The sequence below is a fragment of the Ruegeria sp. CDSA034 genome (assembly GCF_059612275.1).
Window position 1 is genome coordinate 76,384 of record NZ_JBXWQH010000008.1, and the last position, 22,721, is coordinate 99,104.

27 protein-coding genes are annotated in these 22,721 nt (G+C 57.9%); 10 read left to right on the top strand and 17 right to left on the bottom strand.

Annotated features, from left to right (window positions below; genetic code table 11):
- Positions 1-108: 108 nt before the first annotated feature.
- Both AC2FLJ_RS14185 and AC2FLJ_RS14190 read right to left on the bottom strand, forming a co-directional pair.
- Positions 109-780: a YiaD family glycine zipper/OmpA-like lipoprotein gene (locus AC2FLJ_RS14185; RefSeq protein WP_496706384.1), complete on the bottom strand. Its 672-nt coding sequence runs from the start codon at positions 778-780 to the stop codon at positions 109-111.
- Between the two features lie 108 nt (positions 781-888).
- Complete coding sequence (locus tag AC2FLJ_RS14190; protein WP_282120294.1) at positions 889-1,578, bottom strand: helix-turn-helix transcriptional regulator; 690 nt, start codon at positions 1,576-1,578, stop codon at positions 889-891.
- A gap of 103 nt (positions 1,579-1,681) precedes the next feature.
- On the opposite strand from AC2FLJ_RS14190, the gene AC2FLJ_RS14195 reads away from it, so the two are divergent.
- Positions 1,682-1,867 (top strand): hypothetical protein, encoded by a 186-nt coding sequence (locus AC2FLJ_RS14195; RefSeq protein WP_109310694.1) that lies wholly within the window; start codon positions 1,682-1,684, stop codon positions 1,865-1,867.
- Positions 1,868-1,869: 2 nt separating this feature from the next.
- On the opposite strand, the gene AC2FLJ_RS14200 is transcribed toward AC2FLJ_RS14195, so the two are convergent.
- Positions 1,870-2,517, bottom strand: coding sequence for an RluA family pseudouridine synthase (locus AC2FLJ_RS14200; protein WP_496706387.1), 648 nt, complete (start codon positions 2,515-2,517; stop codon positions 1,870-1,872).
- 97 nt (positions 2,518-2,614) lie between these two features.
- Between AC2FLJ_RS14200 and AC2FLJ_RS14205 the strand changes: the two genes are divergently transcribed.
- Positions 2,615-3,025, top strand: a complete 411-nt coding sequence (locus tag AC2FLJ_RS14205) for a nuclear transport factor 2 family protein (RefSeq protein WP_496706389.1) — start codon at positions 2,615-2,617, stop codon at positions 3,023-3,025.
- Between the two features lie 2 nt (positions 3,026-3,027).
- A complete protein-coding gene (locus AC2FLJ_RS14210; RefSeq protein WP_282152996.1) occupies positions 3,028-3,738 on the top strand; it encodes an SGNH/GDSL hydrolase family protein in 711 nt (236 codons plus the stop codon).
- On the opposite strand, the gene rarD is transcribed toward AC2FLJ_RS14210, so the two are convergent.
- From rarD to AC2FLJ_RS14260, 10 genes are all read right to left on the bottom strand, one after another.
- Positions 3,729-4,634 (bottom strand): EamA family transporter RarD, encoded by a 906-nt coding sequence (gene rarD / locus AC2FLJ_RS14215; protein WP_496706391.1) that lies wholly within the window; start codon positions 4,632-4,634, stop codon positions 3,729-3,731. The two genes, AC2FLJ_RS14210 and rarD, sit on opposite strands and share 10 nt — an antisense overlap.
- 145 nt (positions 4,635-4,779) lie before the next feature.
- On the bottom strand, positions 4,780-7,233 hold the full coding sequence (locus AC2FLJ_RS14220) for a GcvT family protein (RefSeq protein ID WP_496706393.1): 2,454 nt from the start codon (positions 7,231-7,233) through the stop codon (positions 4,780-4,782).
- An 89-nt stretch (positions 7,234-7,322) separates the two neighbouring features.
- Complete coding sequence (locus AC2FLJ_RS14225; RefSeq protein ID WP_282120297.1) at positions 7,323-8,297, bottom strand: GlxA family transcriptional regulator; 975 nt, start codon at positions 8,295-8,297, stop codon at positions 7,323-7,325.
- A 10-nt stretch (positions 8,298-8,307) separates the two neighbouring features.
- Positions 8,308-9,201, bottom strand: coding sequence for a homocysteine S-methyltransferase family protein (locus tag AC2FLJ_RS14230; protein WP_496699370.1), 894 nt, complete (start codon positions 9,199-9,201; stop codon positions 8,308-8,310).
- A 12-nt stretch (positions 9,202-9,213) separates the two neighbouring features.
- The gene (locus AC2FLJ_RS14235) at positions 9,214-10,266 is read right to left on the bottom strand and encodes an alcohol dehydrogenase family protein (protein ID WP_496706396.1); all 1,053 of its coding nucleotides are present in this window, start codon (positions 10,264-10,266) and stop codon (positions 9,214-9,216) included.
- Between the two features lie 2 nt (positions 10,267-10,268).
- Entirely contained in the window at positions 10,269-10,745 is a 477-nt protein-coding gene (locus tag AC2FLJ_RS14240; RefSeq protein ID WP_496706398.1) for a cupin domain-containing protein, read from the bottom strand.
- Between the two features lie 18 nt (positions 10,746-10,763).
- On the bottom strand, positions 10,764-13,214 hold the full coding sequence (locus AC2FLJ_RS14245; protein ID WP_496706399.1) for a GcvT family protein: 2,451 nt from the start codon (positions 13,212-13,214) through the stop codon (positions 10,764-10,766).
- A 15-nt stretch (positions 13,215-13,229) separates the two neighbouring features.
- Positions 13,230-13,610, bottom strand: a complete 381-nt coding sequence (locus AC2FLJ_RS14250) for a GFA family protein (RefSeq protein ID WP_496706400.1) — start codon at positions 13,608-13,610, stop codon at positions 13,230-13,232.
- A gap of 4 nt (positions 13,611-13,614) precedes the next feature.
- Positions 13,615-14,238 carry a LysE family translocator gene (locus tag AC2FLJ_RS14255; protein ID WP_496699379.1) on the bottom strand — a complete coding sequence of 208 codons (624 nt, stop codon included), beginning with the start codon at positions 14,236-14,238 and terminating at the stop codon, positions 13,615-13,617.
- Entirely contained in the window at positions 14,238-14,807 is a 570-nt protein-coding gene (locus tag AC2FLJ_RS14260) for a helix-turn-helix domain-containing protein (RefSeq protein WP_472724551.1), read from the bottom strand. The genes AC2FLJ_RS14255 and AC2FLJ_RS14260 overlap by 1 nt, the downstream gene beginning before the upstream one ends.
- A gap of 117 nt (positions 14,808-14,924) precedes the next feature.
- Here AC2FLJ_RS14260 and AC2FLJ_RS14265 point away from each other — a divergent pair, with 117 nt between their 5' ends.
- Together AC2FLJ_RS14265 and AC2FLJ_RS14270 are read left to right on the top strand one after the other, a co-directional pair.
- The gene (locus AC2FLJ_RS14265; protein WP_282120305.1) at positions 14,925-15,206 is read left to right on the top strand and encodes a DUF1294 domain-containing protein; all 282 of its coding nucleotides are present in this window, start codon (positions 14,925-14,927) and stop codon (positions 15,204-15,206) included.
- A 112-nt stretch (positions 15,207-15,318) separates the two neighbouring features.
- On the top strand, positions 15,319-15,708 hold the full coding sequence (locus tag AC2FLJ_RS14270) for an SHOCT domain-containing protein (RefSeq protein WP_058279764.1): 390 nt from the start codon (positions 15,319-15,321) through the stop codon (positions 15,706-15,708).
- Positions 15,709-15,758: 50 nt separating this feature from the next.
- Here AC2FLJ_RS14270 and AC2FLJ_RS14275 read toward each other — a convergent pair whose 3' ends face one another.
- Both AC2FLJ_RS14275 and AC2FLJ_RS14280 read right to left on the bottom strand, forming a co-directional pair.
- On the bottom strand, positions 15,759-16,211 hold the full coding sequence (locus AC2FLJ_RS14275) for a GAF domain-containing protein (RefSeq protein WP_496699382.1): 453 nt from the start codon (positions 16,209-16,211) through the stop codon (positions 15,759-15,761).
- 51 nt (positions 16,212-16,262) lie between these two features.
- Positions 16,263-17,435 (bottom strand): thiolase family protein, encoded by a 1,173-nt coding sequence (locus tag AC2FLJ_RS14280; RefSeq protein WP_108861131.1) that lies wholly within the window; start codon positions 17,433-17,435, stop codon positions 16,263-16,265.
- A 102-nt stretch (positions 17,436-17,537) separates the two neighbouring features.
- On the opposite strand from AC2FLJ_RS14280, the gene AC2FLJ_RS14285 reads away from it, so the two are divergent.
- The 3 genes from AC2FLJ_RS14285 to AC2FLJ_RS14295 all read left to right on the top strand — a co-directional run bounded on the left by AC2FLJ_RS14285 (position 17,538) and on the right by AC2FLJ_RS14295 (position 20,140).
- Positions 17,538-17,876 (top strand): STAS domain-containing protein, encoded by a 339-nt coding sequence (locus AC2FLJ_RS14285; RefSeq protein ID WP_108861130.1) that lies wholly within the window; start codon positions 17,538-17,540, stop codon positions 17,874-17,876.
- 28 nt (positions 17,877-17,904) lie between these two features.
- Positions 17,905-18,348, top strand: a complete 444-nt coding sequence (locus tag AC2FLJ_RS14290) for an ATP-binding protein (protein ID WP_234416667.1) — start codon at positions 17,905-17,907, stop codon at positions 18,346-18,348.
- A 214-nt stretch (positions 18,349-18,562) separates the two neighbouring features.
- Positions 18,563-20,140 carry a gamma-glutamyltransferase family protein gene (locus AC2FLJ_RS14295; protein WP_496699386.1) on the top strand — a complete coding sequence of 526 codons (1,578 nt, stop codon included), beginning with the start codon at positions 18,563-18,565 and terminating at the stop codon, positions 20,138-20,140.
- Between the two features lie 34 nt (positions 20,141-20,174).
- Here the strand turns inward: AC2FLJ_RS14295 and hspQ are convergent, their stop codons facing one another.
- Complete coding sequence (gene hspQ / locus AC2FLJ_RS14300; protein WP_108861127.1) at positions 20,175-20,501, bottom strand: heat shock protein HspQ; 327 nt, start codon at positions 20,499-20,501, stop codon at positions 20,175-20,177.
- An 80-nt stretch (positions 20,502-20,581) separates the two neighbouring features.
- On the opposite strand from hspQ, the gene AC2FLJ_RS14305 reads away from it, so the two are divergent.
- Both AC2FLJ_RS14305 and AC2FLJ_RS14310 read left to right on the top strand, forming a co-directional pair.
- Positions 20,582-21,463 (top strand): AEC family transporter, encoded by an 882-nt coding sequence (locus AC2FLJ_RS14305; protein WP_282120309.1) that lies wholly within the window; start codon positions 20,582-20,584, stop codon positions 21,461-21,463.
- Between the two features lie 60 nt (positions 21,464-21,523).
- Positions 21,524-22,105, top strand: a complete 582-nt coding sequence (locus AC2FLJ_RS14310; RefSeq protein WP_058272557.1) for a transglycosylase SLT domain-containing protein — start codon at positions 21,524-21,526, stop codon at positions 22,103-22,105.
- A 12-nt stretch (positions 22,106-22,117) separates the two neighbouring features.
- Here the strand turns inward: AC2FLJ_RS14310 and AC2FLJ_RS14315 are convergent, their stop codons facing one another.
- The gene (locus AC2FLJ_RS14315; RefSeq protein ID WP_282120310.1) at positions 22,118-22,714 is read right to left on the bottom strand and encodes a LolA family protein; all 597 of its coding nucleotides are present in this window, start codon (positions 22,712-22,714) and stop codon (positions 22,118-22,120) included.
- Positions 22,715-22,721: the final 7 nt, after the last annotated feature.

Here is a 22,721-nt window from a genome sequence, read left to right on the forward strand (position 1 = left end):
CTCCGGTTCGGGTGTTTCCCAATAGCTAGCGTAACTTTCGCACGCACCAAAGACCGGATGACGCGCAGTCAATGTGCGAAAAATGGGCACCCGAAAGTGCCCATGTCATTATGTGTTTCCGTTCGGAATGATCTCGATGTCGACCCGGCGGTTCTGGGCCTTCCCCTCGGGCGTCAGGTTAGAGGCAATCGGGCGGTTTTCGCCCTGGCCGATGGTCGAGATGCGTGCACCGCTTACGCCATTTGCCTGAAGAATATCCGCGACGGACCGCGCACGGCGTTCGGACAGGCCCTGATTATACGCAGCATCGCCGTCACTGTCGGTATTGCCGATGACCTGCACGTTCGAGTTGGGGTAGTTCACCAAATTCTGCCCCACCCGGACCAGATCGGCCCTTAATGCCGGACGCACGGTCGAGCTGTCAGTGTCGAAGGTGATATCATTCGGTACGGTCACAATAAGCCGGTCGCCCGCGTTGGTAACGATGATGCCTTGGTTGGCAAGTTGCTGACGCAGTTCCGCTGCTTGTTTATCCAGTTGGTTGCCTATCAGGCCGCCTCCTGCTGCACCGATTGCTCCGCCGGCCACGGCCCCCAAAAGTGGATCAGATCCATTGGCAATCGCGCCGACACCTGCGCCGATCAGACCGCCAAGGAGTGCACCCTGCTTGGCGTTCTGGTTCGGGTCCGAGGGCAGGTTCAACGTGCCGGGGTCCGTACAGGCCCCCAAAAACATGGCCGAACACAGCCCTGCAGCAAGAACACTCTTGGAAATCGTCATGAAATCACCTTCTGCTCAGGGGTCCGTTCACCGGACCCGCTTTGTTTGGCGCAGTATATCGCGTTACCTCAACATAGGCTCAAGCAACAATCGGGTGAAGTCGGCAAATTACCGCCGTTCAACAGGATCCAATTGGTTCTGGTCTTGCCAGATAGCCCGCAGAGGCTCCCCCTGCCCGCAGAAATGATCGTCTGTCACGTCGCAGGCCCAAATGCGATCCGTACGAAAATGGCGAAACCCATTCCTCAGCTCGCACCACGCCGCCAACATCGTGCATTCGATGTGGTAGATCAGGGCGACGGGTCTGACGACCCGCTCGGTTCGCTCACCTTCGGCGTTCACATAGGTGATGCGAATTTTGCGTTCAGAGCGGATGGCCTCGCGATAGTTTACGACAGGCACGCACCCCTTGGCCGGATCGTCCATCGGCGCACCCCATGGGGCGACCTGCAGCCAATCCGCAGGCGCGCGCAAAGCGTCGATCTTGCGGCAAACACGGTCCGCAGCTTGTTGCAGGGTGCTATCCCCGGTGCGCGCCAGCATCGACAACCCGACCCACAGCGCCTCGACCTCTTCAGCGTCGAAATTCAAGGGTGGCAGGTCATATCCCCGCCGCATCAAGTATCCCACGCCGGCTTCACCCTCGATCGGGGTTCGCTGTGCCTGCAAAGCGGCGATATCGCGATAGACGGTACGCGCTGACACTTCCAGCTTTTCTGCCAGTGCCTCCGCCGTCACAGGCATTTCGGCCGAACGCAGGATCTGGATGATTTCAAAAAGGCGGGTTGAGCGGCGCATAAGGTTCTCCGGACGGTCTGCTGACATCCTAGCACACCCCACTGACAGGGTGGTGTCAGGAGTGATCTGCGATCTTTGGAAAACAAACCAAAGGAGGTCGACCATGCCATACCTCGACAATCACGTGATGATGACATTGAAACTGGACCGCTGGGCGCAGGATCACACTTTGCGCGCGTTCGAGATCGAACGTGAAATTATGACTGCCCGTCAGCCCTGCGCACCGCGCAAACGGACCAAACGGTTCTCGCTAGGCAACCTCAAGATGCTGTGGACAAGCACGGCCTGAGGTCAGAAATCAGCTGGGGCGCGGAATTTCATCGAAACTCCGCCCTCGGGGCTTTTCAGGCGCAATTCCTCAGAGTGCAACATCAGACGCGGGAATTCGCGCGCTTCGCCCTCGGCGTAGAATGGATCGCCCAGAATAGGGTGGCCCAGCGCCAGCATATGAACGCGCAGCTGATGCGACCTGCCCGTTTTTGGGAACAATCGGACGCGCGTCGTCTCGCCCTCGTACTTTACAAATCGCCAGTCAGTGACAGCAGGCTTGCCAGTCTCATGACAGACCATCTGAAGCGGTCGGTTTGGCCAATCTACAATCAACGGTAAATCAACGGTTCCGGTTTTTTGCTCGATCCGACCCCAAACGCGCGCAACATACGTTTTTCGGGTCTGGCGTTTCTCAAATTGCATGCTCAGATGCCGCTGTGCGTGCGGCGACTGGGCAAACACCATGACTCCTGACGTATCCCGATCCAGCCGGTGCACCAACAAAGCCTGCGGAAACACCGCCTGTACGCGGGTCAGCAGGCAATCGGCCAGATGCGCACCGCGCCCCGGCACGGACAACAACCCCGAGGGCTTGTTCACCACGATCAGCTGCGCATCCTCGTGCAGCACTTCCAACGGCGTATTCGGGGGATCATAGGTCTCGCTCATGCGCGCCTGCCTATCGCACGGCGTAGGTTCCCGCAACGTCGGCCTTGCCTGAACGGATCGGTTCAGCAACTCTCAGACTTAAAGCGGAGGAGAACCCATGCACCCCACAATCGCGCGCATGCAAGACGTTGTCGCCAAGGGCGATGAAACCCTGATCCACGAATTGCTGGCTGAAGACGTACGGTTTTCCCCGCCAACTTACTACAGCACCTGGACCGGACGCGAACCGGTGGCGGCTGTTTTAGGACATGTGGGACAGGTGTTTTCCGACTTCCGCTATCGCCGGATTATGGGGGAAGGCAAAGATTGGGCGCTGGAGTTTCAATGCAAGGTCGGGGATCTGGACGCGGTCGGCGTCGATCTGATCACCTTGAATGACGACGGTTTGATCGAAAACTTCGAAGTGGTCATGCGCCCTTACAAGACCATTGGTGCCCTGCGCGAGGCGATGATGGCTCGGGTTATGACGGACCCCCGATTCCTCGAATACAAAAACGCGCTCAGCTAACCATGACTGCCCCGATTGCCGCCGATCAGATATTGCGTGTCCCGCTACTGCCGGTTCTGGCTGCACAAGCGATTTCCGTGCGTCGTAACGCTCAGCTGCTGCCGGAACCGTCCGGCCCGCGCCAAGGGCGCGAAGGGCGCGGCCCCCGGCTGCGGCTGCTCATCGCTGGTGACAGCTCGGCCGCGGGTGTGGGGGCGGGGCGACAGCAGCAGGCGCTGTCCGGGTTTCTGGTTGCGCGGTTGGCCCGCCACTACAGCGTGGAGTGGCGGCTGGAGGCGACGACGGGCCACACAACACAGGATACGCTGGAACGATTGAACCGCCTTGAAGGCAGCTATGACGCCGCCGTGACAGCCTTGGGAGTCAACGACGTCACGCGTGGAGTATCCCGGCAAAAGTTCACGGCTTTGCAGACCCAACTTCTGGATCATCTGACGAGCAACCTGGGTGTTCGACGTGTCGTGGTTACTGCCGTGCCACAAATGAACCGTTTTCCGGCCCTGCCCCAGCCGCTGGCCTGGGCACTGGGGCGACAGGCGGCCCGGCTGGATCGGGGTTTGCAAAAGGCCGCTGCGACATTCCCGCAAGCCCGGCACCTTTCATTGGAGTTTCCGGATGACCCGGCGCTGGCTGCTCCGGACGGATATCACCCAAGCCCCAAAGCCTATCGCTTGTGGGCAGAGGCCGCGGCCGACTTATTGCATCAGCGCTGACCCCGCATCTGACGGATCATCGGGATCGTATAGACCACCAAAGCCGCCCAGATCAGCGGGAAGGCGATCATACGGCCCCGATCGATCTGTTCCCCGAACACGGTAATCGCAGTGATAAAGATCATCGTTGGCGCGATGTATTGCAGGATACCCATTGTGGACAACCGCACCAATTTTGCCCCGTTGGCATAGACCAGCAGCGGAACAGCGGTGACAATGCCGGCACAGGCCAGCAGCATGGTGTCCCCAGCGGCAGCGCCAAAGTGGCCGGTTCCTTTTGCCCCTAACCAGGTGATGTAGACCAAGGCTGGGATCAGCAGGATCAGAACCTCAAGCAGAAAACCCTGATTGGGACCGATGGGCAGCGAGCGTTTGAAGAAAGCATAAAAACCCCAACTGACCGTCAGGGCCAGTGCAGCCCACGGCAGCCGACCCGCTTCGACGATCAATACCAGCACACCCAAAGCAGCTAACCCCACCGCCGCCAATTGCGTACGATTCAAAGGCTCACGTAACAGGATTGCCCCTAGCGCAATGCTGAACAGCGGGTTGATGTAATAGCCCAACGCTGCGTCCAACGCGTTACCGCTGGCAATCGCCCAGACGTAAATGGCCCAATTCACCGAGATCAAAGCCGCTGTCAGACAGGCCATGCCCAGCATTTTCGGGTTTTGTAAGGCAGCCTTCAAATCCCCGGTTCGCCCTAGCGCCACCAGCAACAGCCCGGCCACAGGCACCGACCATACAATCCGATGCGCCACGATCTCGACCGGCCCGATATGCGCCAGAGCTTTCATGTAAAGCGGCAGGAAACCCCATAGAACGTAGGCGGTCACCGCCAGAGCCAATCCTTTTGGCGTGTCCTCATTCTGGGGTGGTGTTGCGACGTCCGCCATCATGGATCTCCGGGTGATACCGTTTGTCTATACGGCTGTTCCGGAGGGTTTGGAAACTGCGAAAACCGTGAACGGTCGCATCAAGAAAATTGATATGTACCAAGAAAACGGGGCGCTAAGGCGCCCCGTGTGTCGAACCTTGGCGCTAAACTTTAACGCGCTCGGATTTTGGGTCGTACATCGGCTTGAGCGAAGCCTCGGCTTTGACTTTGACGCCGCACACATCGATCTCGTAGGTCGAGGCCAAAACGTCAGCGGCCTTTTCGCCTTCGCAGGGCACATAACCCAGACCGATCGCACCGCCCAGCGTGTGGCCATAGTTGCCTGAGGACAGATAGCCCACATACTCGCCATCCCGGATGATCGGCTCGTTATGGAACAACAGCGGTTCCGGATCGGTCAGCTTGAACTGAACCAGGCGGTTACGCGGTCCGCTTTCCTTGCGCGCAATCACCGCCTCACGCCCGATGAAATCGCTGCCCTTGTCGACCTTGACCGCAAAACCAAGACCGGCGTCGACCACATGGTCCTCACAAGTGATGTCGTGGCCGAAGTGGCGGAAGCCTTTTTCGATCCGGGCGCTATCCATCATATGCATGCCGCATAGTGTTAGCCCCATGTCCTGTCCGGCCTCGTGCAGGGTTTCGAACACATGTCCCGCCATGTCGGACGAGACATAGATTTCCCAGCCAAGCTCACCGACATAGGTCACGCGGTGGGCACGGGCCAGACCCATGCCAACCTCGATGTCCTGCGCGGTGCCAAACGGATTGGTCGCGTTGGTGAAATCGTTGGGCGAGACCTTTTCAAGCAGCGTACGCGCATTTGGACCCATAATGGCCAGAACACCCTCACCCGCAGTAACATCAGTGACGACGACGTTGAAGTTGCCCGCATGGCGCTGCATCCAGCTCTGGTCAGCCAAACGGGTCGCTGCGGGGGTCACCACCAGATAAGCGGTCTCGGTCAGGCGGGTGACGGTCACGTCCGCCTCAATCCCGCCTGTGCGGTTAAGGAACTGGGTATAGACGATCTTGCCATTCGGCACCGAGTAGTCGCCGCCACCGATATAGTTCATGAATGCTTCGGCATCGGGGCCGTCAACGCGGATTTTGCCAAAGGACGACATGTCATACATGCCGACATTCTCGCGCACGGCTTTATGCTCGGCAGCCGAGTTCTCGAACCAGTTCTGGCGTTTCCAGCTGTATTGATACTCGCGCTCCTGCCCTTCATTCGCGAACCAGTTGGCACGTTCCCAACCCGCCAACTCGCCCATGACCGCGCCCTGTTCCAGCAGGTGGTGGTGGAATGGGGTCCGACGCACGCCGCGCGCAGTGGCCTTTTGGCGATAGGGGTAATGGTCGGCATAGAGCAAACCCAGAGTCTCTTTCGAGCGCTCAAACAGGTACTGCTTATTGCCCTGGAACGGCTGCATCCGGCTGATGTCCACGTCTCCCAGATCGAACGGTTTTTCACCGCTATCCATCCATTCGGCCAGCGCCATGCCAGCGCCACCGGCGGACTGGATGCCAATCGAGTTGAAGCCCGCCGCGACCCAGACATTGTCCATCTCAGGCGCGAGGCCCAGATGATAGGCGTCATCGGGGGTAAACGACTCGGGCCCGTTGAAGAAGGTGTGAATACCCGCTTCGGCCAGCATCGGCATACGTTCACACGCGGCTTCGAGTATCGGTTCGAAATGGTCGAAATCCTCGGGCAGCTGGTCGAATTCAAAGGTATCAGGAATACCGTCCATCGCCCAGGGCTTGGCATTCGGTTCAAATGCACCCAACAGGATTTTGCCTGCGTCCTCTTTGTAATACGCGCATTCGTCGGGAACGCGCAGAACCGGCAGCTGAGTCAAACCGTCGATATTTTCGGTAACGATGTAGAAGTGTTCGCAGGCGTGCAACGGCACGTTCACGCCAGCCATCTGGCCGACCTGATGCCCCCACATACCGGCGCAGTTCACCACCATGTCGCATTCGATATGACCAGATGCGCTGCCGTCATCCGCGACCCAGTCTACGCCGGTTACCTTGCGGTCTTGTTTGACAATGTCGCTGACTTTCACACGTTCTTTGACGATACCGCCACGCTGACGGGCGCCCTTGGCCAATGCCAAGGCGATGTTGGCCGGGTCACCCTGACCGTCCAGCGGCAAGTAAACAGCACCCTTCACGCCTTCGAGGTTGATGTGGGGATACAGCTCCTGAACACGCTCATTCTCGATTTCTTCGACCTCGACGCCGAAAGCGCGCGCCATGGCCGCCTGACGGTAGATCTCTTCTTTGCGCTCTTCGGTTAGCGCAACAGTGATTGATCCACAGCGTTTAAAGCCTGTGGCCACACCGGTTTCTTCCTCAAGCGAGCCATAGAGTTCCTGGCTGTACTTCGCCAGCTTTGTCATGTTCGCCGTTGCGCGCAGCTGGGCGATCAGACCCGCCGCATGCCAGGTCGTGCCGCTGGTCAGCTGCTTACGCTCCAGCAGGACAACGTCTTTCCAGCCTTTCTTGGTCAGATGATACGCCACCGAACATCCGATGACACCACCACCGATAATGACAACACGGGCCTTGTTTGGAAGATCAGCCATTCTCATGATTCCGCTTTATGAGTTTCCACCCAAAATGGCACGAAAGAGCGACACAGAATGCACGAAAAACGTCAGCCCATTTGCAAAAATCAACGTTGTTTGACTTGCCGTTTTTCACGTCTCAGCACAAAGGGTGTCACGCCGAAAAAGCTTTTGTAGACCGACGAGAAACCGTTGGGAAACCCGCAGGCAAGACCAATTTCGCGAACGCTCATCGTTGTGTTCAGCAGCAGGTTATTGGCCTTGGCCAGCCGCATTTCGCGGTAAAAACCGTTTGGCGTGGTTCCGAAATAGTTCTTGAATTTCCGTTCCAGCGACCGGTTCGAAAGCTTTAGCGCTTCGACGATTTCGTTAATCGGCAGCGGGTCTTCGATATTAGCCTGCATCACTTTGATGCACTGGTCCAGCTTGGCGTCACCTGTAGCGGTGGTCTTTGATCCGGAAAATGGTTGGAGAGACGAGAAATCCCGGATGTTTTCGTGCAGCATGATGTCGGCCACGGTCATTCTTGTTGGCCCGGAAATATGACGCCCGATCACGGCCAGCGCTACATCGGTAGTGGCCTCCATCCCGGCGCAGGTCACCACGGCGCCCTGTTCTGTTGCAATCGACAGTTTGGCCTCGAACTGGGCGCGACGTTCACGCAAGAAGGACGCGTTTTCCCAGTGGGTCGACATGTCCTCGGTCCCCTGCTCGTCGATATAGCGGCTTGCAGCTTCGGACAGCAAAAAGACCTGTGCGCCGCGGAAAGTATAATCCGACACAACACGCCCCAGAGACAGATCAGGATGATCGGGGTCGGAATTTCCGATGACGAACAAATAGTCCGCGTTGGGCTGCGACGGAATGCGGTCGGTCTGGATCGTCGCCTCGCTGCTGCTGGCGACCGGGCCACCCCTCAGAGAGCGATAGGCATAGGTGAATGGCGGGCTCGGACAAACGCGGTTGGCCAACCGCAGCACTTCAACCAATGACGCCAGTTCCAGCAGCACATAGCCCGGCGCGACAACGATGTCGAAATGTCGCTGCGCGTTAGAAGCCGGGATGTTCGACGGCGATGGCATCACTTTCCTCTCAGACAATCCGGTGCCCGGCGGACCGCAATCGATCGGCAAGGATCTCTATGTGATCCGGCCCGACTTCGCAGCATCCGCCAACAATCGTTGCCCCCTGCGCTACCCATTCCATGGCATGATCGGCATAAGCCTCAGGTCCAAGATCGTGGCGCTGCGTCAACACGTCGACAGTCGGCGCGTCTTTCAGGAAATCCTGTGCAATCCCTGTGAACCCGTTTGCATAGGCCCCAAATGGTCGCCTCATCGTGGCTATGACCTTGAGCGCGGCGGGAATAGCCTCGGGGCGCGAACAGTTTATCAGAACAGCGTCAGGGTTAAACCGATCCACAAGAGGCGCAATATCGGCAAGCGGTTCACCAGACCGCAGCCGTGTTCCGTCATCATCCATAACGGATAGCGCAAGCCAGACCGGCTTGGCCGCATCGATCGTACCACGCAGGGCCCCTTCGGCCTCTTGTACCGAGGAAACGGTTTCGATCAGGAATAGGTCGACGTCATCGGACATGAGGGTAACCAACTCGGCAAACTTTTCAGCGGCGTCTTCCACATCAGGGTTCAGATCGGGGCGATAGGACGCCAGCAAAGGACCCAGTGCCCCGGCGATGCGCCCGGAACCGCCCTTGCGTGCGTGGTTCGCCTGGGTAACCGCAGCACGGACTAGGTCGGGCAGTTGATCCTCCATATCCAGACGTTCCAGCCGAGAGCGATGGACCGCGTAGGTGTTAGTCGTTGCAACCGTCGCGCCACGGCGGAAGTACTCGGCATGGACCTCCTTCACCAGTTCCGGGTGGTCGATCATCACGCGCGTCGACCACAGCGGCGTGGGTTTGTCCCCACTGCGTTTGACCAGTTCCTGCCCGATCGAGCCATCCAGAAGCGTGATATCCGCCATTTGCCAACCTTCCTACGGAATTAGAACGAGTTTTCCCGGCAGCGCCTTGGACTGAAAGTCCTCCTGCGCCTTGGCGATGTCTCTTAGTGGATAGGTCTTGGAAACCAAAGGCTTGATGCGGCCCGCATTCATCATCTCGACAAGGCGGCCAAAGACTTCAAATGCCTGATGTGTGCAGCCGTGAATCGTGATGTCGCGCAGGTAGATCTCACGCAGGTCAGCCTGCACTATCGGCCCTGCAATTGCCCCGGAAACGGCATAATGACCGCCGGGTTTCAGGGCCAGGATCAGGCCGGGCCAGGCCGGGCCTCCGACAACGTCGATCACGACGTCGAACATGTCCTTGGGCAGCGTCGCGTTGCGGTCAAAGGTGTCCACGGAACCCTGCGCTTTGACCACCTCGGCCTTGGCTGAACCCGTAACGCCCCAAACCGTCGCCCCACGTAGCGCCGCCAGTTGCACGGCGGCAAGGCCCACGCCACCCGAGGCACCGGTAACCAGCACCTTATGCCCGGCAGTCACGCCAGCACGGGTCAATAGATTTTCGGCTGTGCCAAATGCACAGGGGATGGCGGCGATTTCGACATCTGACAGAGGTGAGGTCGTCACGTCGTACAGGTCGTCGGCCTGAACCAGACAATATTGCGCAAATGCTCCGTCGATTTCAGAGCCTAATGCGATAAAGCCAGTCGGATTGCCGGGGCGTGGGCGCGGCAAGTTGATCGGGCAAGTCACCCGTTGCCCGGCTTGAAACCCGGTCTCTTGCCCTGCCAATTCGACTATCCCACATAGATCGCCACCCTGAATGCGCGGAAACGCCAACGCACCTCCCCAGCCTCCGGCATCAACATCCTGATCAACGGCGTCCGTTGCCCCGGTCACGTCCGAGGAATACCAGCCGACCCGTGTATTGATGTCGGTGTTGTTTACCCCTGCAGCCGCGACCCGAACCAGAACCTGCCCCGGACCAGGCGTTGGGACCGGAATATCCTCGCGCCATTCCAGCGCTTCGGGACCGCCGTGGCGCGTCAGGTAAACGCCGGACATTTTCGTGGGCGTGGTCATCTTTAGACCCTGTCTTCCGGATGGGCTGGAACCGGCCCCATCGGCACAATGTCGTAACGCGCGTTCAGCTCGGCCATTTTCGCCTCATCTGCAAAGTCAGCCTCGGTCATTTTTGCCAGTTCAGCCAGAAACCCGTCGAACCCCGAGGGCTGAAAGATCATCAGCATTCTGGCGGGCGCGCCATCGGCGACGCGACACGCATGGGGTACTCCGGGTGGCACATGCATGGTTGTGCCGGGCGTACAGCGATGCCAGTCGCCATCAACGTAGAATTCCACCGCGCCTTCCAGAAAGTAAAAAGTCTCGGTGTGGGTATCATGGCGATGAAGGCCAAGCGCGAAGCTGGCCTTCAGATTGTCTTCCATAAGCGTGTATGCGCCATCCGTGTCCTGGCCGGAAACTTTCACAAAAGTGTGGTCGTTTTCCCAGTCATAGTTGAGACCCTCACCGGGTCCCAGTTTGGCGTATCGTTTGCTCATGGTGGTCTCCGTGAGAGTTTAAGCGCGCAACCGCTCGTTCTCAGGATCCCAGAGCGGCTGATCCTGCTCTACCACGGCGCGGCACTTTTGGCCGTAGATTTCGACTTCAAGCTCGGTGCCGGGGTTGGCAAGCTCGGCCTTGACCATGCCCAGCGCGATGGACTTGCCGACGCGGTAACCCCATGCGCCCGAAGTGGTCTCGCCCACGATCTCGCCGTTCTGCCAGATGCAGGACATGTAGGGCGCGTCGCAGTCTCCTGCATCCACTGTAATGGTGACAAAGGCCTTTTTTACGCCCTGCTGCTTTTCGTTCAGGATCGCGGCCTTGCCGGGGAAGTCCTGCGGCTTGTCGAGTTTGACGAACCGCTCCAGCCCACCTTCCAGCAGAGAGTAGTCGGTCGACAGGTCACCCTTCCATGCCCGATAGCCTTTTTCGATACGCAGTGAGTTCAGGGCATACATCCCGAACGGCGTGGCACCGGCGCCGATGATCGCGTCATAGATCGCAGGCATATGCTCGTTCAGGGCATGCACTTCCCAGCCCAGTTCACCGGCAAAAGAGACGCGGATCAGGTAGGCGGGCTGGCCAGCAACGGTGGCGGACTGGTGGGTCAGCCAACCAGTGGTCAGATCGGCGTCCGTCAGGTTCGACAGGATCTCGCGCGATTTCGGGCCCGTGACGATCAGAGTATCACGCGAGGTTGTCACGTCCTCGATCGACACACTGGCAGGCATTGCGTTCATCAGGATGTCACGGTCATGCCATTGCGCAGTGGCGGCGGTGATCATGACGAATTCGTCCTCGCCCAGACGGATACAGGACATCTCGGTCAGAATGCGGCCACGATCATCAGAGACATAGATGAGGTTCATCCGGCCAACCTTTGGCAGCCCTCCGGTTGCGAGACCGCGCAACGCCTCAGCGGCGCCCTCTCCCTTGACCATGAAGCGCGAGAAGCCTGGCAGATCCAGCACTCCACAATCATCTCGCACGGCCTCGCATTCTTCTTGGATCCGCTGCTCCCACGGGCCGGACCGACCCCAGGTATGGGTGGCATCAAGCGACGTGTCGTCGCCCGGCTTTGCGAACCAGTTGGCGCGCTCCCATCCGTTATAGGCACCCATCACGCCGCCCAGCGCTTTGACCTTGTCATGCACCGGCGACAGTTTCTTGTCGCGTGCGGCAGGCCATTCGTGATGAGGGAAGTGCATGGCGTATTCGTTGCCATAAACTTCCAGACCTTTCTGGTTGCAGTAGTCCTGATCTGTGTAGTCGGTGTAGCGGCGCGGATCGACGGCCCACATGTCCCATTCGGTCGCGCCATCGACGATCCATTCGGCCAGCACTTTGCCCGCGCCACCGCCCTGCGCGATGCCGAAAGTAAAGGTGTGCGCTTCGAACGCGTTTCTAACTCCCGGCATCGGGCCGATCAGCGGCAGACCATCCGGTGCATAGGGGATCGGGCCGTTGATGACACGGCCAACGCCCGAGGTTGCCATCAGCGGAACCCGCTCCATCGCGTCAGTGACGATATCCTCGATGCGGTCCAGATCATCGTTCCACAGCTGGAACGAGAAATCCTCGGGCATAGCATCGTCTTCAGTCATCCAATGGCCCTTGCAGTTAGGCTCATACGGACCAAGGTTGAAGCCATTCTTTTCCTGCCGCAGGTAGTACGAGATATCCACGTCGCGCAGCAGTGGCAGTTTCTTACCACCGTTCGCTTTGGACCATTCTTCAATTTCTGGAACTTCGTCGGTCAGCAAATACTGGTGGCTCATCACCATCGCGGGAACTGTGCGGCCGCCGAAAGGTTTGAACCACTCTCCCACGCGCTGCGCGTAATACCCAGCCGCGTTCACAACATAGTCGCAGGCGATATCGCCTTTGTCGGTGTGTACGGTCCAGGAGCCGTCGTCGTGCTGAGTTACGCCAGTTGCCGGGCAAAAGCGGATGATCTTCTGGCCCATGTCACGGGCGCCTTTGGCCAGCGCCTGTGTCAGCTGCGCCGGATCAATGTCACCATCGGTGGGATCGTACAGAACGCCTTCAAGATCGTGCGTCTCCAGGAATGGATAGCGCTCTTTAGCTTCTTCCGGTGTCCACATCTCCATCGGGATGCCTTGATAGCGTCCCATCGCCATGGCGTGTTCGAACTCTTGCATCCGCTCTTTGCTGTGCGCCAGACGGATCGAACCCGAAACGTGGTAGTTCATCGGATAGTCGACCTCTTCGCCCAGACGCGAATACAGCTCGGTCGAGTATCGCTGCATGTTCATGATCGCCCATGAATTCGAGAAGGTCGGAACGTTGCCCGCCGCGTGCCAGGTCGAGCCTGCCGTCAGTTCGTTCTTTTCCAGCAGGACACAGTCGGTCCAGCCCTTCTTGGCCAGATGATACAGCGAGGAGGCCCCCACCACACCGCCACCGATAACAACCACGCGGGCTTTTGTCGGAAAATCGCTCATTGGTCTTGATCCTTGTTACTGTGCCCGTTGGGGCAGATCGTCTGTGATGTCGTAATAATCGCCCTTGTCGGCCACAAAGATGTGCCGGGCGAGCTGTAATCCGGTGGGCGTATCGAAAGCCCCCATGGAAATCGAAATCGTGTCCTCGTCATTGTGCTGCCAAAAGAGGAACGAGCCGCAGGAACGGCAGAAACCGCGGCGGGCGGTGTCCGAAGCGCGGAACCACGTAAGCGTATCGCTGGCGGTGAAGCTGACGTTATCCTGATGTGTCCAGGTCGAAGACCAAACATGGCCGGACTGCTTGCGGCATTGACCGCAATGGCAGGCCGAAGGCTGTGAAAGCTCTCCGTCAATCGTGAACGCGACTGCGCCGCAGAGGCAAGAACCGTTTTGCATCTGATTACCCCCTAGCTGCGGGCGTGGAGCTGGCACCCAGCAACACGCCATAGATGATGAAACAGGCGGCCATGACACGACGCACCCAAGTGTTGAAAACCGCTCCTAGCGCCGCTTTGCCCATCAATGTACCCATCAGGGTGAACCCGGTATAGCTGAGCGTGGTAATGACCAGCGCCGTGGGCATGACGACGACCATCTGCTGCCAGATCGGCACATCCGGTTGCACAAACTGTGAAAAGGCGGCGAGATACCCCGCCACGCTTTTGGGGTTGATCGTCGCGACCGCCAATGCGTGCAGATACACGTGACGCGCGGGGCGTTCGGTAACTGGTGCCGGACGCGTGGCATTTATCCAACCGCGAACCCCAACCCAGATCAGGAACCCTGCACCAACCAGTTTGGCGATGAAAAACCCGGTTGGGGAGGCTGCGATCAACGCGGTCACACCTAGTGCTGACAAAATCAGAAACGCGCTGGCCTGCGTTAGAATCGCCAGCACACCTAGCATCGCCTTGGGAAACGGCAGGCTCATTCCGTTCGAGATGCAGTTTACAGCATTCGGACCCGGCGTGGTGACGAACACCACCCAAAACAGCGCGAATATGGTCCAGGCTTCAAAGCTCATCAGTACACCGGCGGAGCGATAACCCATATGGCCACTGCGGGCTCATCATAGGGGTTCGACCATTGATAGGGTTCATGTTTGATCCGAAAGCTGTCGCCGGGGCCGACCGAAAACTGGCGCCCACTGATCGTCAGTTCCAACCGCCCTGACACCATGTACCCTACCTCCTGCGTTGGTCGGTTGGCCGGAGTTTGCATTTTCGATCGGGGCTTGAATGTGGAATGCACCATTTCGAAATCATCGGTCAGATCGGGCGAAAGCAGTTCTTCGATCAACCCTTCCTCACCGGACCCCATCGGGCGGCGCGTTCCGGCGCGCACCACATACCCCTGCTCATCTGCCGGAGCGGAGGAATGCGCGAACAGCATCGACATCGGCACGCCCAGACATTCGGCAATCTGGCGCAGGTCGGAAATTGAGGGGTCGGATTTGTCGCGCTCGACTTGGCTAAGCCAACCTACAGAACGACCCAGACGTGCAGCGATCTCGGTCAGCGTCAACCCACGCGCCTTACGCAAAGCCCGAAGATCGGCTCCGAGTGTGGCGCTGTGCGGGGCTTGGCTGTTCACTGAACGCTCCGAAGTTTGGTGAAATTTTCTCCTCGTTTTTCACGATGCATTGATTCCGTGAAAAATCCAAGATTTTTTTCACTTGGGTCCACGACATTGTTTGGATATCCGTCAACCATGTGGATTGCGGTGATTTATCTGTGGGTCGTCAACACCCTGACTTTGCTTGCCTTTGGCTGGGATAAGCTGCGGGCAAGACGGCGGAAAGGGCGTATCCCGGAACGAAAACTATTGTGGCTGGCGGCGCTGGGCGGCAGTCCAGGCGCATTGCTGGGGCGGTGGATTTTCAGACACAAAACCCGCAAGCGGCTGTTTTCATACTACATCTTTGGGATTTTCGGCGCTCAGGCTGTCCTAGCCTATCTTCTGGCGGCCTTGGAATTGCCCAGCCTAGTCTAGCGCGAGATTTCCATCAGGGATTAGGTGCTAACCATTTGGGAAACTGTCTGCTACACTCTCATTCTATCTGAATATGATTATTCTTACGCATTCGCAAAGGGTTGAATGACAAATGGACAACGGCATCGGTTTCTTCGACATAGTCTGGTCAATCTTCTGGCTGTTCCTGATGGTGGCCTGGTTCTGGGTGATGATTTCGGTTGTGGCCGATGTCTTCCGATCCAAGGACCTAAGTGGCGGTGGAAAGGCAGTCTGGATTGCCTTTGTCATCCTGATTCCTTGGATGGGTGTTCTGGCCTACCTGATTGTCCGCGGCGACAAAATGCACCAGCACAATGCCGAAGCCATGAGCCAGATCGAACAGGCGCAAAAGGACTATATCCGCTCAGTCGCAACCGTATCCGCCGCGGATGAGCTGGAACGGCTTGCAGCGCTCAAGGAAAAAGGCGTTCTGACGGATGAGGAATTTGCAGCGCAGAAAGCCAAGCTTCTGAGCACCTGATAGGAAGCACACACTAATCAATATGGCCGGGGGTACGCCCCCGGCCATTTTTACTTGGCGAATACGCTGGACAGAATTCCGCTCAGTTGCCTTGCGTCTTGTTCATTGAACGCGTTGGGTTGATCACTGTCGATATCGAACACCGCAATGACGTCACCGGCGGCGTTGTGCACAGGCAGCACCACCTCGGATCTGGTCGAAGATGCGCAGGCGATATGGCCCGGAAACGCATCCACATCCGGCACCAACTGTACCTCGCCCGTACGGGCGGCAGCGCCACAGACACCGTGGTCGAACGGGATGACCAGACAGCCGTGCCCACCTTGATAAGGTCCAATCTTCAAAAGCCCCGGCTCGGTGACCCGGTAGAAGCCTGTCCAGTCAAATCGATCATCGGAATGATGCACCTCGCACGCGACTGTAGCCATCAGGGCCACGTCATCGGTTTCCCCCTCGGTCAGGGCTGCGATGGTTTTGGCAAGTGTATTATAATCAGCTGTCATGTCAGAACTCGTGGCACGTTTGCACCGGAGTATTTGGAAAAAGGTGAAGCGTCAAACGCGTTCGATGGCGATCGCCGTTCCTTCGCCGCCGCCGATGCAGATCGCCGCCACCCCGCGTTTCAGGTTTCGCTTTTCCAACGCGTTCAGCAGCGTGACTATAATCCGCGCACCCGACGCACCGATCGGATGTCCAAGTGCGCAAGCCCCGCCGTTCACGTTGACGATATCGCGGGGCAGACCCATTTCGTGCATGAACGCCATCGGCACGACCGCAAAGGCTTCGTTGACCTCCCACAGATCGACATCTTCTTTGGACCAGCCGATGTTGGTCAGCAGTTTCTGCGCGGCCGGAACAGGTGCCGTCGTAAACAGCCCCGGTGCCTGCGCATGGCTAGCGTGGCCGACAATACGGGCACGCACAGTCAGACCCTGCGCATGGGCTGCGTTCTCGGATGCCAGCACCAATGCAGCGGCACCGTCCGATATCGAAGAAGAGTTTGCCGCCGTGACAGTGCCATCCTTCCGAAACGCCGGCTTGAGCGTCGGGATCTTCTCGGGCCGCGCCGAAAGCGGCTGTTCATCCGTGGCCTGCGTGACCTCACTCTTTCGGGTGCGGACCGTAACCGGCGTGATTTCATCCGCGAATGCGCCGTTTTCCTGTGCGGCCAGCGCATTTGACAATGAACGCAGCGCATATTCGTCCTGCGCTTCGCGCGTGAACTGATAGGCCTCGGCGCAGTCTTCGGCGAATGTGCCCATCAGGCGACCTTTGTCGTAAGCGTCCTCGAGCCCGTCCAAGAACATATGATCCATTGCCTGCGTATGACCCAATCGCGCGCCTTCGCGCATTTTGGGTAAAAGGTATGGCGCGTTCGTCATGCTCTCCATCCCACCTGCGATCATTGTATCGGCATGCCCTAAAGCGATCTGGTCATAGGCCATCATGGCCGCTTTCATGCCCGATCCGCACATTTTGTTCAGCGTTGTGGCGGGAACGTCTTCGCCCAACCCTGCCGCAAAACCGGCCTGGCGCGCGGGCGCCTGCCCCTGCCCGGCCGGCAAAACACATCCCATAAGGACTTCGTCAACGGTTTCAGTACCGGCCCCTTGTAACGCTGCCCTGATGGCGTCGCCGCCCAGATCGGCCGCTGTCACGGTATCGAACATCCCCTGAAACCCACCCATCGGGGTCCGCGCCGCGCCGGCGATAACGACTTGCTTCATCTGGATGCTCCTTCGCTTTTCTACTGGAATGGATACAGAATGGTAAGAATTGTCGTCTAGCGTATTTCTACGAGTGATTTTCAGTTTAGAGAGCCCGTGCGCATGGCCCTGACCAGTAAGATAACAGACACGACGCAGATCATTACCGTGCATTCGGACCGGATTGATGCCGCAATGGCCATTCAGTTCAAGGAAGACATGCGCAATGAGGCCGACGGTGGCGCGTCGCGCGTTGTTCTGGACCTGACGGGGGTCGAATTTATCGATTCAAGCGGCCTTGGGGCCATCGTCGCGTCGATGAAACAACTGGGCAGTGACCGCAGGTTGGATTTGGCCGGGTTGCACCCGTTTGTCGAAAAGGTGTTTCGGCTGACCCGCATGGATACGGTTTTCAACCTCTATCCTACCCTGGACGACGCTCTGGCACCGCCGGCGGAATGACTTCACGGATTGAATAGGCGCGATGTCGATGGGGAACGGGAACTGCTTGGATCTGAGCTTTACTGCAACCGAAACCGAAGCCAGTGTTGGTATCGCCCAGCTAAGCAAAGGGCTGGAGGCGCAGGGTCTACCGCCACACAAGGCGAGCGACGTGAAAATCGCTCTGGCCGAGGCGATCAACAATGTGGTGGAGCATGCTTATTCGGACGTCACCCCGGCCAAGGTCCGGGTGCATTGTCGGCTGCACCAAAATTGGCTGGATATTTTGATCTCTGACACCGGGACTCCTTTGCCGGGATTTCGCGTGCCCGATGGTGTGCCCGCGCCTTTGGGATCGACACTCGACGAGTTGCCCGAAGGCGGGTTTGGCTGGTTCCTGATCCACGAACTGACCAGCGACATTCGCTATGAACATCGCAATGGCTGCAACCGGTTGTCCCTGCGGTTTGACTTTCCAAACCCGACCACCTGACCCAAAATAGTCACATAATGGCCCAGATCGTACCATTGCCGCGCCGCAAACAAAGGGCAAAAAGGTATCCGTAGCTCAGATAGCTTCCCTCGGCGCCTCGTGTCACAGCCCCCACCCAGTGAACGGCGCCGAGGATCTCCCTTCCCGCTGATGTGACTAGACAATCCCTGACCGCGCTTTACGTTCGGCGTGTTCAAAAGGGGAAGGCAAAGCTATGCGGGATTTTCACACTCCAGGTCGGTCCGAAGTTCTGGCAACCGAGGGAATGTGCGCCACATCGCATCCTCTGGCCGCGCAGGTTGCCGTAAATATCCTGCAGCAAGGCGGCAATGCCATGGACGCTGCCATCGCAGGCGCTGTGCTGCTGGGCATTTGCGAGCCGCAGATGACGGGCATCGGCGGCGATTGCTTTGTCCTGTTCAACCGCGCAGGCGAAGATCAGATACGCGCCCTGAACGGATCCGGGCGCGCGCCGGCGGCTGCCAATGCGGACAAGTTGCGGGCCGAGGGGCTGGATACAGTGCCGTTGAACACACCCGATGCGGTGACCATTCCCGGTGCGATTGATGCCTTTTGCCATCTGGCAGAAACCGAGGGCAGGCTTGGGCTGGATGAGATACTGGCACCTGCCATTCACTATGCCGAGGTGGGTGTCCCAGTTGCACCCCGCGTCGCCATTGATTGGAAAACGGGGGCCGCCACGTTACAGGGCGCCGCGCGCAGACACTACCTGACCGACGGCGAAGCGCCAAAAACAGGTCAGGTCTTTCGCGCGCCAGGGCAAGCAGAGGTTCTGCGCCAGATTGCCCGCAATGGTCGTGACGCCTTTTATTCCGGTGAAATTGCACAGGATATGATTGACGCCCTAACAGCATTGGGTGGTGTTCACATGGCCGAGGATTTTCTGGCCACGCAATGCACAAAATCCCAGCCTGTCAGCGGAAACTACAACGGCATCGATCTTGTCGAACACCCGCCCAACGGCCAGGGTGCGACTGCAATCCTGCTTTTGAACATCCTAAAGAACTTCGATCTGGCCGGTCTTGACCCATTTGGCCCAGAACTCATCCATCTTGAGGCCGAGGCCTCGAAACTCGCCTATGACGCGCGCAATCGGTTCATTGCGGACCCCGATCACACGACCCACGCTGAACGATTCCTCGACCAGAGCGTGGCGGACAAGCTGGCCGCGTTGATTGACCCCAAGCGCGCCATGCCAGCGGCAGCCCCACTAACCGAGTCCATTCACAAGGACACGGTCTATATTACGGTTGTTGACCGGGATCGGATGGCCGTTTCGCTGATCTATTCCATATTTCACAGCTTTGGGTCTGGCATCGCATCGGAAAAATACGGGATTTTGCTGCAAAACCGCGGCTCAGGCTTCAACCTGAGCCCCGGTCACCCAAACGAGCTTGGCCCGGGCAAACGCCCGATGCACACGATCATTCCCGGTATGCTCAAACAGGATGGCCGTGTGCTCATGCCATTTGGCGTGATGGGCGGAGCTTTTCAACCAACAGGCCATGCACGCCTATTGTCCAACCTCACTGATCATGGGTTGGGTTTGCAGGCCTCTGTGGACGCCCCGCGCGCCTTTGCAGACGGCGGCGTTCTGAAACTTGAACGCGGAATTCCGCCCAGCACATCTCAACAATTGAGCGATTTTGGGCACAACGTTCAGGTTCCAGAAACGCCCCTTGGCGGAGCGCAAGCAATCCGAATCCGCACAGATGGTGTTCTGGAAGGCGCAAGTGACCCCAGAAAAGACGGTTGTGCGTTAGGTTACTGACCACCAGGGCGCGAAATCTGGCGCACCAAATCACTTAGTTCAAATTAAAGTGCAGCGGGTACGCGCCATTCTCGAAAGGACCGAACATGTCAGGAATATCAGGATGCTCAACCGGTTCCCCGGATTGGTCGGCAACCAGATTTTGTTCTGAAACATAAGCCACATAGAAGGATTGGTCGTTTTCTGCGAGCAGATGGTAAAACGGCTGATCCTTGATGGGGCGGCTGTCCTCGGGAATGGCCTGATACCACTCTTCTGTGTTGGAAAATTCCGGGTCCACGTCAAAAATCACCCCTCGGAAGGGATGCTTTTTATGGCGGACCACCTGTCCCAGGCGGTACTTGGCATTTGTCTTCAGCATTATCTCAGCCCCCAGAGATCTTACTACCTCTTTCCGGGCCGGAATGCCAATCATTGATCGGAAATTAAAGGAAACAGTCTGTGAACATCTTACTGACAGTGTTCGAAATTGTGGCGCCGGTTTTTCTGCTGGCGGGCATTGGATTCACCTGGGTCAAACTTGGTTTTGAGTACCGTTTGGAGTTTGTGACGCGCCTTGCCGTGACGCTTGCCGTGCCCAGCCTGATCTTTGTGGCGCTGATGCAAACCGAGATCCCGGCAGGAGAGTTGACCCGCTTCACACTGGCCGCAATTGCGGGTCATATTGGCCTTGCCGTGGCCTTTGGCGTTTTCGTTCGACTTTCAAACCTGGACCGTCGGACTTACCTGTCGCCACTGATTTTTGGCAATACCGGAAATCTGGGCCTGCCGCTGTGCATTTTTGCGTTTGGTCAGGCAGGTCTGGGTTTTGCAGTCATTTTCCTGGCAATTACCGCCCTGTTTTCCTTCACCTATGGAATTTACCTCGTCGCTGGAAAGGGTGCATTCGGCAAAGTTGCGCGCGAACCGATGGTTTGGGCGACCCTGCTTGGGGCCTTATTCCTATGGCAAGACTGGGAAACGCCACTGTTCCTGACCAATACGCTAGAGCTGCTAGGCCAAATGGCCATCCCCATGATGTTGATTACAGTCGGCGTGGCAATTGCAAGGCTGACGACGCGCAAATTGGGTCAGGCGATCTGGCTGTCCGTCCTGAAGCTGCTGGTCTGCTTTGCGCTCGGCTGGGCAATAGCTCGATTCTTTGATCTGGACGCAACCGCTTTTGGAGTATTGGTCCTGCAGATGTGCACTCCAGTCGCGGTTACATCGTACCTGCTGGCCGAGCGGTTTGACGCGGATTCGGACGCGGTTGCAGGGATGGTCATGGTATCAACTGTGCTTAGCGTGGGCGCTTTGCCTATAATTCTAGCCATTGTTCTATAACGATTGTGATTTCCTAATCGCTCAATTTGCGCTAGAATAAAGAAAAAAGGCACGAGGCACATGAGCAGAATTCTTTTCGTACTCTTCGGGGTGCTGCTTTTGGCATCCTGCGGTGGCGGGTCCAAACAGCCACCGAGCAGATTGAATGACGCGTGCAGCATTGCGCGCGAACGGCCTGATTTTATCAAGGCGTTCAAAAGCACCGAACGGAAATGGGGCGTCCCAATTCACGTTCAGATGGCGACGATCTATCAGGAAAGCCGCTATAAGCACGACGCACGTACGCCGCACCAATACGTTCTGGGTGTGATCCCGATGGGCCGTCAAAGCAGCGCCTACGGTTTCAGCCAGGCCCTGGACGGCACTTGGGATGAATACCGCAAAGAGACCGGCAAACGCCGCGCCAAGCGGGACCGCATCCGCGATGCGTCAGATTTCATCGGCTGGTACATGAACAAAAGCCATCAGCGGAACGGTATTCACCCCACAGATACGCGCAACCAGTATCTGGCCTATCACGAGGGGCACACCGGCTTTGCCCGCGGCAGCCATAACAGCAAATCCTGGCTGTTGAACGTCGCCAATGACGTGGATGCACGCGCCAAGCTCTATCAGGCGCAGCTGGCCAATTGCCGCTACTGACAGGAGTGCGGGTCAGCGATTGCCTGACCCGCTTCTTTTTGATCTGGAAAACAGATCGTTGCTGAGATTTCCGCCGGTACTCAGCTGCCCCAGCAGAACGGTCGTCTGACTGCCGGCATTGTCGTGAATGACCCATTTGCGCAGCTCAATCGGGTCCCCCGTGAACATCAGTTCAATCCGGCCGGAATCGGGGTTCTTTGGGTCCCGAGCGGTAACAACCGTGGCCGTCCCGTCAAAATCATGGGCAACCACCATATTCGCCTGCCCCAGATTGACGTTACGCGCCAGCACCAGCGACAGGGGTGTGCGTTTCAACGGATACTGTTCAGGGGGCTGGTTAGATTTCGGATCAAAGATCTGCACCGTACCTGCGCGCGCCAGAACCACAGCGCTGTTGGGCGGGTCATATTCGAACCGCATCTTACCGGGGCGTTCTATCCACAGCTTTCCGGTGCTCAGCGAGCCGTCATCGTTGACTTGTGTAAACGTGGTCTCAACGGTTTTGAGGCCATTGAGGTAGTTTGAGATTTGGGACAACGGCAGCTTATCAGCCGCCCAGGCCGCAGGCGCGGCGAGTGTCAAAGCAAGGGCAAAGGCAATCTGTTTCATAAGTTCC